The sequence below is a fragment of the Kocuria sp. CPCC 205258 genome (assembly GCF_040981005.1).
GTDB classification, from domain to species: Bacteria; Actinomycetota; Actinomycetes; order Actinomycetales; family Micrococcaceae; genus Kocuria; species Kocuria rosea.
Genome location: NZ_JAVKPS010000009.1, coordinates 54,082 through 65,884 on the forward strand (window position 1 = coordinate 54,082; position 11,803 = coordinate 65,884).

General features: G+C 70.9%; 7 protein-coding genes. 6 read left to right on the top strand and 1 reads right to left on the bottom strand.

The window, feature by feature from the left end; all coding sequences use genetic code 11:
- The first annotated feature begins 103 nt into the window (after nucleotides 1–103).
- The 6 genes from sbnA (at nucleotide 104) to RF644_RS14710 (ending at nucleotide 10,249) form a co-directional block, all read left to right on the top strand.
- The gene (sbnA, locus tag RF644_RS14685; protein ID WP_368797029.1) at nucleotides 104–1,177 is read left to right on the top strand and encodes a 2,3-diaminopropionate biosynthesis protein SbnA; all 1,074 of its coding nucleotides are present in this window, start codon (nucleotides 104–106) and stop codon (nucleotides 1,175–1,177) included.
- Complete coding sequence (locus RF644_RS14690) at nucleotides 1,174–4,032, top strand: Pls/PosA family non-ribosomal peptide synthetase (RefSeq protein ID WP_368797030.1); 2,859 nt, start codon at nucleotides 1,174–1,176, stop codon at nucleotides 4,030–4,032. The genes sbnA and RF644_RS14690 overlap by 4 nt, the downstream gene beginning before the upstream one ends.
- Entirely contained in the window at nucleotides 4,029–6,554 is a 2,526-nt protein-coding gene (locus RF644_RS14695) for an amino acid adenylation domain-containing protein (protein ID WP_368797031.1), read from the top strand. Before RF644_RS14690 ends, RF644_RS14695 begins: the two co-directional genes overlap by 4 nt.
- Nucleotides 6,555–6,574: 20 nt before the next feature.
- Entirely contained in the window at nucleotides 6,575–7,573 is a 999-nt protein-coding gene (locus RF644_RS14700; RefSeq protein ID WP_368797033.1) for a TauD/TfdA family dioxygenase, read from the top strand.
- Nucleotides 7,570–8,649 carry a 2,3-diaminopropionate biosynthesis protein SbnB gene (sbnB, locus tag RF644_RS14705; RefSeq protein ID WP_368797034.1) on the top strand — a complete coding sequence of 360 codons (1,080 nt, stop codon included), beginning with the start codon at nucleotides 7,570–7,572 and terminating at the stop codon, nucleotides 8,647–8,649. The genes RF644_RS14700 and sbnB overlap by 4 nt, the downstream gene beginning before the upstream one ends.
- A gap of 187 nt (nucleotides 8,650–8,836) precedes the next feature.
- Nucleotides 8,837–10,249, top strand: a complete 1,413-nt coding sequence (locus tag RF644_RS14710) for an MFS transporter (protein ID WP_109243371.1) — start codon at nucleotides 8,837–8,839, stop codon at nucleotides 10,247–10,249.
- A 78-nt stretch (nucleotides 10,250–10,327) separates the two neighbouring features.
- Here the strand turns inward: RF644_RS14710 and RF644_RS14715 are convergent, their stop codons facing one another.
- Nucleotides 10,328–11,752 (bottom strand): NAD(P)H-quinone dehydrogenase, encoded by a 1,425-nt coding sequence (locus RF644_RS14715; RefSeq protein ID WP_368797035.1) that lies wholly within the window; start codon nucleotides 11,750–11,752, stop codon nucleotides 10,328–10,330.
- Nucleotides 11,753–11,803 lie beyond the last annotated feature (51 nt).

Consider the following 11,803-nt stretch of genomic DNA (forward strand, 5'->3'; position numbering starts at 1 on the left):
CTTGCGGTGGCCGTCAGCCGAGCTACGAGCCGACCCGAATGCAGAACGCCGTCCCCGCGCCCTCCTCACGGACCGAGCGCACGGCGAGAGAACGAGGAACACTATGTCCATCATCAAGGCTCCGCACCTGTTCAACGAGGAGAGTCTGTTCATCGACCTGGAGGGCGTGCTGAGCCGCCACCTCTACCTGAAGATCGAGGGGTTCAACTTCGCCGGCTCGATCAAGCTCAAGCCCGCCAGGGAGATGGTCGAGCGGGCCGAGCGGGAAGGGCGGGTCGGCCCCGGCTCCGTGCTCGTGGAATCCTCCTCCGGGAACCTCGGCGTCGCACTCAGCATGATCGCCGCCAGCAAGGGATACAGCTTCGTGTGCGTGATCGACCCGCGCTGCAACCCTGCAACCCGGCAGCTCATGGAGTCGCTCGGGGCGCACGTCGACCTGGTCACCGAGCCGGACCCCGTCGACGGCTTCCTCGGCGCCCGCCTCAATCACGTCAAGGAGCTGTGCAGGTCCGACGAGCGGTACGTCTGGCTCAACCAGTACACCAACCCCGGCAATTGGGGAGCGCACTACCGCTGGACCGCCCCCGAGATCGAGGCCCAGTTCCCTGAACTCGAGGTGCTGTTCGTGGGGGCCGGGACCACGGGCACGCTGATGGGCTGCGCGCGGTACTTCAAGGAGCACCGGCCCGACGTCCGGATCGTCGCGGTGGACGCCGCCGGCTCGGTCTCGTTCGGTCGCCCGCCGGCCACCCGTCTGATCCCCGGACTCGGCATGAGCGTGCGGCCGCCCCAGCTCGACGAGTCCCTGGTCGACGACGTGGTGATGGTCGAGGAGCTGGACACGGTGCGCACCTGCCACCGCCTGGCCGGGCGCGGGTTCCTGCTCGGGGGCTCCACCGGGACCGTGGTCCACGGCGCCATGACGTGGCTCGCGGCCCACCACGCCGAGGACGTCACCGCGGTGGCCATCTCCCCGGACCTGGGCCGCCCGTACCTGGACACCATCTACCAGCCGGACTGGGTCCTCGACCACTTCGGGGCCGAGGCGCTCGCCGGCTCCGACTCGACTGCCGCTCTGAGCCGACCGCCGCACCAGGTGTCATGGCGTCGGCAGGCAGCAACCACACCGGTGACCGAATCCGCGGCCACCTCCTCCCCGAGGAGTCTCTCGCAGTGAAGAAGCTCGCCGACGCCCCCCCGGCGTCTCCCCTCCCCCCGATCTCGGTCCCCACCAGGCGCGAGCCCCCGTCCACACCGGCCGTCGAGAGGACCGGCGCGGACCTGCCGCTCGAGCGCCGGCTGGCGGATCTTCTCGCCTCGGTGGTGCAGCAGGACGACATCCCCGTGGACGCCGACTTCTTCGCCGACCTGGGCGCGGACTCCCTGGTGATGGCGCGCTTCTGTGCCCGGGTGCGCAAGCAGCCGGACCTGCCGGCGGTGTCCATGAAGGACATCTACCAGCACCCGACGATCACATCCTTGGTCGGTGCTCTCGCCCCGGCGGCACCGCTGACAGTGTCGGTGCAGGACCGGCTGGCCGAGGTGCTGACCGGGGTGCTGGGCGGGCAGCGGGTGCCGGTGGACGCCGACTTCTTCGACGACCTGGGCGCCGACTCGATGGTCATGGCGCGGTTCTGCGCCCGGGTGCGCAAGCAGCCGGACCTGCCGTCGGTGTCCATGAAGGACGTCTACAGCAGTCCGAGTGTCTCCGCCCTCGCCGCGGCGATGAGCGGCGCCGCGCAGCAGGACCAGCCGCAGGAGCCGGATCCGGTCGTGGCCTCCGTGCCGTCGACACCGGCGCCCATGGACGCGCGGACGTGGGAGTACGTCACCTGTGGCGTCCTGCAGGTGCTCGTCTACCTCGGCTACTGCCTGCTCGCCGGCGCGGTCGCCGTCGTGGGATACCTGTGGGTGTTCCCGGCCGCGGGGCCGGGCGACCACCACTGGGTGGGCCATGGGATGGGCTTCGGGGAGCTCTACCTGCGGTCGGTCGCCCTCGCCGCGGCGACCTTCCTGCTGCTGTGCATCCTGCCGGTGGTGGGGAAGTGGATCCTCATCGGGCGCTTCCGGCCCGGCGAGATCCGCATCTGGAGCCTGGGCTACTTCCGCTTCTGGCTCGTCAAGACCCTCATGCGGACCTCGCCCCTCGGGCTCATGACCGGTTCCCCGCTGACCACCTTCTACCTTCGGGCCATGGGCGCCAAGGTGGGCCGCAACGTCACGATCCTGACCACTCACCTGCCGGTCTGCACCGACCTGATCACGATCGGGGAGGGAACGGTGATCCGCAAGGACGTGTACGCCAACGGCTATCGCGCCCACGGCGGCGTCATCCAGACCGGTGCGGTAACGCTCGGCCGGGACGTGATCGTCGGCGAGGGCAGCGTCCTGGACATCGGCACGACGATGGGCGACGGCGCGCAGCTGGGCCACCGGTCCACCCTGTACACCGGCCAGATCGTGCCCGAGGCCGAGCACTGGCACGGTTCGCCGGGCAGGCCCACCGAGACGGACTTCGCCACGGTGGCCCCGGCACCCTACCGCCCGGGACGGCGCGCCGTGTATGCCGCGGCACAGCTGGTGGCCACGCTCGCACTGGGCCGCGTCATGGTGGGGCTGACCCTGATCCTGGCCGTCCTGGCGTTCCCGCGCGTGGCCGCGCTCCTGGAATCGCATCCGCACGCGTTCACCAACTGGGTCTTCTACGCCGACGCCGTCGCCTTCGCCGGCGTGGGCGTCCTCGGCGGAACGATCGTGATGCTGCTCATCACGACAACCGTTCCACGGGTGCTCCAGCTCTTGCTGAAGCCGGACACGGTGTACCCGCTGTTCGGACTGCAGCACGCGGCCGAGCGGGGCGTGGAGAGGCTGACCAACAGGCCCATGCTCGGGACCCTCTTCGGCGACAGCTCCTACGTCGTGAACTACGTCCGTGCCATCGGGTACCAGCAGCCTCAGCTGCAGCAGACGGGCTCGAACCTGGGCACGCTGTTCAAGCACGACAACCCGTACATGTCGACGATCGGCACCGGCACGATGATCGCCGACGGGGTGTCGTTCATGAACACCGACTACTCGGCGACGTCCTTCAAGATCAGTCCGGTCGCGATCGGCGCGCACAACTTCCTCGGGAACTTCGTGCTCTACCCGGCCGGGGCCAGGACCGGGGAGAACTGTCTGCTCGCGACCAAGGTGATGGTCCCCGTCGACGGCCCGGTGCGCCACGACGTAGGGCTGCTCGGGTCGCCGGCGTTCGAGATCCCCCGTTCGGTCCTGCGGGACGCCCCGCTCGAGGAGCACGCCGATCCGGCCCGCTTCCAGCGGTCCCTCTCGGCCAAGAACAAGCACAACCTGCGCACGATGGCCCTCTTCCTGCTGGTGCGGTGGCTCAACGCGTCGCTGGCCATGCTAGCCGCGTTCGCCGCTCTCGAGCTGTCCGACCGGTTCGGTGTCCTGGCCCTCTCCGCGTCGTTCGTCGTGATGCTCGTGGTCGGGCTGTTGGTCCCCATCGTGATCGAGAACGTCATGACGCGGTTCCGGGGACTTCAACCCCAGCTCTGCTCCATCTACCACCCGTACTTCTGGTGGCACGAGCGGTACTGGAAGCTGCAGATCGTCAACCTCCGCATGAACATGCTCAACGGGACGGCGTTCAAGCCGTTCATCTGGCGACGGCTGGGCGTGCGGATGGGGAGCCGGGTCTTCGACGACGGCTGCTCGATCCCCGAGCGGAGCCTCGTGTCGATCGGCTCGCGCTGCACGCTGAACGCCGGCACCAACATCCAGTGCCACTCCCAGGAGGACGGCATGTTCAAGTCCGACCAGGACGTCATCGGCGACGACGTCACGATCGGCGTCGCCGCCCTCGTCCACTACGGCGTGACCGTCGAGGACGGCGTCGTCGTCGCCACCGACTCCTTCGTGATGAAGGGAACGACCCTCTCTCGGGGATCCCTGTGGGCCGGCAACCCGGCCGACGAGGCCCGTGCGGTCACCACATCCTCCGTCGCCCCGGAAAGGACCCCGTCATGACCACCACCCGTGCGCTCACCTGCCGGGCCGTCGCCGACCACCCGCCGGCCCCGGCCGACGACCGTCCCGCCGTCCCGGGGGCCGCCCCCACACGGATCCCCCGGTGGACGCACGACCGCCGGTCGTACCAGGCGCAGGTCGAAGCAACCGTGCCCGAGGACCTGAGCACCGCCGTGCGGTCCCTGGCCCGGGACTGGGAGGTGGCACCGGACGCGATCTGGTTGGCCGCCCACGCAAGGGTGCTCCAGGCACTGTCCGGCGAGCAGGAGGTCACCACCGGCTGCAGGGACGCGGGGGGCACCTGGCCGTACACCCTCGACCTGGACCGGCCGTCCTGGCGGGTCCTGGTCCGCGAGGCGCACGACCGGCTGGTCCGGGCCCGCGCCGGGCAGACCGGGCACTCCGACCGGGGAGAAGCCCCGCGCCGAGCGGCCCCTGCGGGATACGAGGTGGTGTTCGACACCCGCCGGGACGCCGGTTCCGAACTGCCGGAGGGCGTCGTGCTCGGTGTCTCCCCCAGGCAGGCGGCCGGGGCCGAGGTGCTCCGCCTGCGGTACCGGCAGGACGTCCTCGACGCCGCTGCCGCCCTGAGGATCGCCGGCTACCACCTGACCGCCCTCCGCCACCTGACCACCGACCCCGAGGCGGAGCCTGCGGACGCCGACCTGGTCGCTCCGGACGAGCGGCGCCTCCAGCTCGAGCAGCTGGCCGGGCCCGTGCGCCCCCGGCCCCGGCGCCGCTTCCACGAGCTCTTCGAGGATCGCGTCCGGCAGCATCCCGAGCGCCTCGCGGCCGTCCAGGACACGCGACAGTGGACGTACGCCGAGCTCAACGCCCGCGCCAACCGGATCGCCCGCGCCCTGCTCGCACGCGGACTCCGGGCGGAGGACGTCGTGGCGGTCGTCGCCGAGCGGAACCTCGAGTGGATGGCCGCCGTCATCGGCATCCTCAAGGCCGGCGGCGCGTACCTGCCGCTCGAACCACACTTCCCACCGGACCGGATCGCCAGGACGCTCACCCGGGCCGGGTGCCGGACGGTGCTGACCGAGGACGGCAGCACCACCTCGTTGGACGGGGCGCTCGCCGGGATGCCGGCCGTGACGAAGCTCCACCTCGAGGCCGTCGAGGCCGAGGGACACGCCGACCACGACCTCGGCCTGGAGGTGCGCCCGGACCAGCTCGCCTACATCTACTTCACCTCGGGCTCCACGGGTGAGCCGAAGGGCGCGATGTGCGAGCACGACGGGATGCTGAACCACCTGTACGCCAAGATCGAGGACCTGGGGATCGGACCCGGCGACGTCGTGGCCCAGAGCGCCCCCCAGTGCTTCGACATCTCCCTGTGGCAGCTGGTCTCGGCCCTGCTCGTCGGCGGCCGCACCCTCATCGTCGGGCAGGACCGGATCCTCGACGTCGAGCGGTTCGTCGACACGGTGGAACAGGGCCAGGTCGCCGTCTTCCAGGTCGTGCCCTCGTACCTGGACGCGGTGGTGGCCTACCTGGAGGGCAGGCCCCGCGAGCTGCCCCGTCTTCGCAGCGTCTCGGCGACCGGGGAGGCCCTGAAGCAGGAGCTGGTCCGCCGCTGGTTCGACGTGCTGCCCGACGTCAAGCTCGTCAACGCCTACGGGCTGACGGAGACCTCGGACGACACGAACCACGAGGTGATGAGCGCCGCGCCGGCGGGCGATCACGTGCCGCTGGGCCGGCCGGTCCCGAACGTGCGGATCCACCTCCTCGACGAGCGGCAGCGGCTCGTGCCGCTCGGCGCACCGGGCGAGATCGCCTTCTCCGGGGTGTGCGTGGGCCGCGGGTACGTCAACGACCCGGAGCGGACGGCACAGGCGTACTCCGCCGATCCCCATGTGGACGGCGCGCGGCTCTACCGGGCGGGCGACTTCGGTCGCTGGTCGCCGGACGGCAGGCTGGAGTACCTGGGCCGGCGGGACAACCAGGTCAAGATCTCCGGGTTCCGGATCGAGATCGGCGACATCGAGAACGCCCTCCTGCGGGTTCCCGGAGTCCGCGACGGGGCGGTCGTCGTGGCGGAGCGACCGGACCGGGGCAAGCACCTGGTCGCCTTCTACCACGCCCCCGAGCCGCTGGACCCCGGCACGCTGCGCGAGCGACTGGCGCAGTCGCTGCCCGGGTACATGGTCCCGCAGGTGTTCCAGTGGCAGCCGGCCCTCCCGCTGACGGCCAACGGCAAGATCGACCGCAAGCGCCTCACCGCGCTGGCGGCGGACGTCGAGCCCGAGGGCCGCTCGCTCGAGCCTCCGCGCACCCCCACCGAGCAGTGGCTGGCGGCGGCGTGGTCGCGCGTGCTCGCCGTGCCGGAGGACGGGATCGACCGCCGTGACCACTTCTTCGAGCGCGGCGGCACGTCGCTCACCGCCGTCCGGCTCGCCATCGCCCTGGACCGGAAGGTCTCGCTCAAGGACCTCCTCAGCCACCCGGTCCTCACCGACCTCGCCACGGAGCTGGACTCCAGGTCCGCCGCGGCCGGCTCACCCGCCCAACCGTGATCCCACCGGAAGGAACCACCATGTCCGCCACCTCCGCACCTCCGGAGCTCGACGTCGACGCGCGCCCGGGTGCGCCGGCCACCGCCCTGGTCTCTCCCCCGGGCGACCCGGTGTCCTGGGCCCAGCAGCACCGTGACGCACTGCGGGCGACCGTCGCCCGGCACGGGGCCGTCCTCGTGCGCGGCCTCGGGCTGTCCCACCCCGACCAGGTCGCCGCCGTCTTCCGGGCCGTCAGCCCGGAGCTGATGACCGAGCGGGAGGCCTTCGCCGCCCGCAGTTCCTATGCGCCCGGCGTGTACTCCTCGGCCACCTGGCCGGCGAACCAGCCCATGTGCATGCACCACGAGCTGAGCTACACGCTCCACGCCCCCGGGCTGCTGCTCCTCGCCTGCCTCACCGCCCCGGCCGCCGGCGGCGTGACCGGTGTCGCGGACTCCCAGGCGGTGCTGCGCGCCCTTCCCGCGGACCTGGTCACGCGGTTCGAGCGCGACGGCTGGATGCTGATCCGCAACTACAACGACGAGATCGGCGCCTCCGTCGCGGACGCCTTCGGCACGGACGACCGCGCCGCGGTCGAACGCTACTGCGCGGAGAACCGGATCGAGTTCGAGTGGCAGCCCGACGGCGGCCTGCGCACGCGTCAGCGCCGCGCCGCGATCGTCCGTCACCCCGTCACCGGGGAGCGCTGCTGGTTCAACCAGGTCGCCTTCCTCAGCGAGTGGACGATCGACCCGGAGGTCCGCGAGTACCTCGTGGACATGTACGAGGAGGACGGCCTCCCGTTCACGACGGCGTTCGGCAACGGCGACCCCATCGGCGAGGACGTCGTGGCCATGCTGAACGAGATCTACGAGTCGCACACGCTGCGCGAGCCGTGGCGCGCCGGCGACCTGATGCTCGTCGACAACGTCCGGACGGCGCACAGCCGCGAACCGTACGAGGGCGAGCGGGAGATCCTCGTCGCCATGAGCGACCCGGTGTCGCTCCAGGGCACGGCCTCGGAGGAGGAGGGACGATGACACTGACCAGCGGACCCGGCACGGACCACAGGCAGGACGCCCCCGGACGGCAACCGACCATCCCGTCCTTCGCGGTCGTCTCCGGCGCGGAGGTCGACCAGGTGCTGCAGGGGCACCGGGCCGAGATCGTCGCGCTGGTGGAGGAGACCTACCGGCTGCACGGCGCCGGACAGACGGTGAACCCGCCGTCGTACTTCCTGCGGTTCCCGGACCGCCCGACCGGACGGATCATCGCGCTGCCCGCCTCCCTAGGGGGACCCCGTGCCGTGGACGGCCTGAAGTGGATCTCCAGCTTCCCCACCAACGTGGACTTCGGCATCCCGAGGGCCTCCGCCGTGCTGATCCTCAACGATCCGGACACCGGCTACCCTTTCGCCTGCCTGGAGAGCTCCATCATCAGCGCCTCCCGGACCGCCGCCTCCGCGGCCCTGGCCGCGGACTGGCTCAGCCGGGAGCGGGGGCGCCCCGCACGGGTGGGCTTCTTCGGCGTCGGGCTCATCGCCCGCTTCGTCCACGCGTTCCTGGCGGACACCGGGTGGGGCTTCGACGAGGTGGGGGTGTTCGACCTGCTGCCGGGCAGCTGCGAGGGCTTCCGCGGCTACCTCGAGCGCTCCGCGCCCGAGAGCACGGTCACCGTCCACGAGGACGCCGAGTCGCTGATCCGCTCGAGCGACCTGGTCGTGTTCGCGACGACGGCGGGAGAGCCGCACGTCACCGACCCGTCGTGGTTCGAGCACCACCCGCTCGTGCTCCACATCTCGCTGCGCGACCTCGGGCCCGAGGTGATCCTCGCCGCCACGAACATCGTCGACGACGTGGAGCACTGCCTCAAGGCCCAGACGTCCGTGCACCTCACCGAGCAGCTCACCGGCTCGCGGGACTTCCTCGCCGGCACGCTGTACGACGTCATGACCGGCGCCGTGGAGGTGCCGGCGGACCGGACCGTGGTCTTCTCGCCGTTCGGCCTGGGCGTGCTCGACCTTGCGGTGGGCAAGCACGTCTACGACACGGTCGCCCGCACCGGCGGCCTGCACACCATCGACTCCTTCTTCCACGAGGTACGTCGGTACGGGTGACGGCCGCCTCCGGGTGTCGACCGGCCGGGTCCGCCGGGCCGGTCGACACCTGGGAGGGGCGTCGTCGTCGAGCGCGTCCTCGACCTCGTCGTCGTTCCAGGATGTGAGACGGGCCACCCGCCATGCGGACGGCCCGGCGTACTATCGGGATCTTGTCCCCACCCATTGCTACGACCGAGGTTTCCCCATGTCCTCTCCGGTGACCGGGCAGGACGCCAACGGCGCGTCCTCCCCCTCGCTCTCCCTGTCCGACCGCGTGCCCCGCAGCCGGGTGATCCTGGCCTCCCTCGTGGGCACCACGATCGAGTTCTACGACTTCTACGTCTACGCCACCGCGGCCGTGGCCGTGTTCCCGGCCCTGTTCTTCACGGGCGAGGACGAGACGGCCAAGCTGCTCGCCTCCATGGCGACCTTCGCCGCGGCCTTCGTGGCCCGCCCGATCGGCTCCGTGATCTTCGGGCACTTCGGCGACCGGATCGGCCGCAAGGCCACCCTGATCGGCGCCCTGCTGACCATGGGCGTCGCCACGTTCCTCATCGGCCTGCTGCCCACCTACTACTCGATCGGCATCTGGGCCCCGCTCATCCTGACGATCCTGCGCTTCTGCCAGGGCCTGGGCCTGGGCGGCGAGTGGTCCGGCGCGGCCCTGCTGGCCACCGAGTACGCCGAGGAGGGCAAGCGGGCGCGCGCCGCCATGTGGCCGCAGCTCGGCGCCCCGTTCGGCTTCATCCTGGCCAACGGCTTCTTCCTGGTGCTGACCGTGGTGATGGGCTTCGTCTCGGTCGCCGAGCAGGGCACCGACCACCCGTTCCTCACCTGGGGCTGGCGCGTGCCGTTCCTCGCCTCCGTGGTGATGGTGGTCGTCGGCCTGTACGTGCGGTTCAAGCTCGAGGAGACCCCGGTCTTCCAGAAGGCGCTGGACCAGGGCGAGAAGGTCCAGACCCCGCTCGTCGAGGCGTTCCGGGGCTCGTGGCTGCAGATGATCCAGGGCACGTTCATCATGCTCGCCACCTACATGCTCTTCTACCTGATGACCGCGTGGATCCTCTCCTACGGCATCGGCAGCCCCGCCAACGGCGGCCTCGGCATCCCCTACCGGGACTTCCTGGTGCTGCAGCTGCTCGCCGTGCTGCTGTTCGCCGCCATGGTGCCCGTCTCCGGGTGGGTCGCGGACCGCTTCGGCCGGCGCAGCTCGCAGCTGGTCATCACCTCGGTGATCCTGCTCTTCGGGCTGAGCTTCGGCCTGCTCATGGACCCGGCCGCGGTCGGCACCGGTGCGGACGTCAGCACGGGCCGCGTGCTGTTCTTCCTCGTGGTCGGCATGACCCTGATGGGCCTGACCTTCGGCTCGATGTCGGCGATCCTGCCCGAGCTGTTCCCCACGAACGTGCGCTACACCGGCTCCGGCGTCGCGTACAACACGGCGTCGATCCTCGGTGCCGCCATCACCCCGTACGTCGCCGTCACCCTCAACGCGAGCTACGGCGTGGGCTCCGTCGGCCTCTACCTGGCGTTCGGCGCCGTGCTGACCCTCGTGGCCCTCTGGTTCTCCCCGGAGACCAAGGACGTCGACATGGAGAACGTCGTCACCCGCCGCTGACCCGCTCCCCTCGTCGCCGCACGCACAACGGCCGCATCCCCGCAGCGGGGATGCGGCCGTTTCGCGTGCCGGCGGGGATCAGACGTGCACGTGCAGGCGCCGGGCCGCCTCCGAGATCGACCCCGTGAGGGACGGGTAGATCGTGAAGGTGTCGGCGAGGTCGTCGACGTGCAGCTTGTGGGTAACGGCCAGGGAGATCGGGAAGATCAGCTCGGACGCGCGGGGACCCACCACCACGCCCCCGATCACCGTGCCGGAGCCCTTGCGGGAGAAGATCTTCACGAACCCGTCCTCGACCGCCATCATCTTGGCGCGCGGGTTGGTGGAGAGCTTCAGCATGATGGTGTCCGCCTGGTAGGTGCCGTCCTCGATGGACTTCTCGCTCACGCCCACGGACGCGATCTCCGGCGAGGTGAAGATGTTGGAGGCCACCAGGTGGGTGCGCAGCGGCTTGACGGCGTCGCCCATGAGGTGCGCCACGGCGATCCGGCCCTGCATCGCAGCCACCGAGGCGAGCGGGAGCACGCCCGTGCAGTCGCCCACGGCGTAGACGCCCGGCACGGTGGTGCGGGAGACGCCGTCCACCTTGATGTGCCCGGACTCGGCGCGGGCCACCCCGACCTCCTCGAGCCCGAGGTCGTCGGTGGCCGGGATCGCGCCGACGGCGAGCAGGCAGTGCGAACCCGCGATCTTGCGCCCGTCCGAGAGCGTGGCCACCACGCCGTTCTCGGTCCGCTCCACGGAGTCGGCGCGGGTGCGGTTGAGCACGTTCATGCCGCGTCGCTCGAAGACGTTCTCGAGGACGGCCGCCGCGTCCTGGTCCTCGCCGGGCAGCACCTGGTCCCGGGAGGAGACGAGCGTGACCTCGGACCCGAGGCCCCGGTAGGCCGAGGCGAACTCCGCGCCGGTGACGCCGGAGCCCACCACGATCATGTGCTCGGGCACCTCGGTGAGGTGATAGACCTGCTTCCAGTTGAAGATCCGCTCCCCGTCCGGCTTCGCCGACGGCAGCTCGCGCGGCAGGGACCCGACGGCGAGCAGCACGGCCTGCGCGTCAAGGGTGTACTCCAGCCCGTCCTCGGTGCTGACCTGGACGCTGGTGGGGCTGAGCAGCCGGCCGGTGCCCGCGATCACGCGCACCCCCACCCGCTCGAGACCGCGCTTGATGTCGCGGGACTGGGAGGCCGCGAGGCGCAGCAGGCGGGTGTTGACCTTCTCCAGGTCCACGGTGAGGTCGTTGATCTCGTTGCCGTCCTTGCTGCCGCCGCGCACGTGCACCCCCAGGTCCGCGGCCTCGGCGAAACGGGTCATCGCGTCGGCGGAGGCGATGAGCGTCTTGGAGGGGACCACGTCCGTCAGCACGGCGGAGCCCCCGAGACCCTGCTGCTCGACGATGGTCACGTCCGCCCCGAGGCTGGCGGCGACCAGGGCGGCCTCGTAGCCGCCGGGACCGCCGCCGATGATGACGAGCTTCTGGATGGAGAATTCGCTGTGTGCAGTCACCCGGCCATTCTTGCAGGTGCCGCTCCGGCGGCGGAACCGGCCCGGCCGCAC

Coding starts and splice junctions, on each gene's coding strand:
- RF644_RS14710 (WP_109243371.1), top strand. CDS start 8,837: ATGTCCTCTCCGGTGACCGGGCAGGACGCCAACGGCGCGTCCTCCCCC.
- RF644_RS14695 (WP_368797031.1), top strand. CDS start 4,029: ATGACCACCACCCGTGCGCTCACCTGCCGGGCCGTCGCCGACCACCCG.
- sbnB (WP_368797034.1), top strand. CDS start 7,570: ATGACACTGACCAGCGGACCCGGCACGGACCACAGGCAGGACGCCCCC.
- RF644_RS14700 (WP_368797033.1), top strand. CDS start 6,575: ATGTCCGCCACCTCCGCACCTCCGGAGCTCGACGTCGACGCGCGCCCG.
- sbnA (WP_368797029.1), top strand. CDS start 104: ATGTCCATCATCAAGGCTCCGCACCTGTTCAACGAGGAGAGTCTGTTC.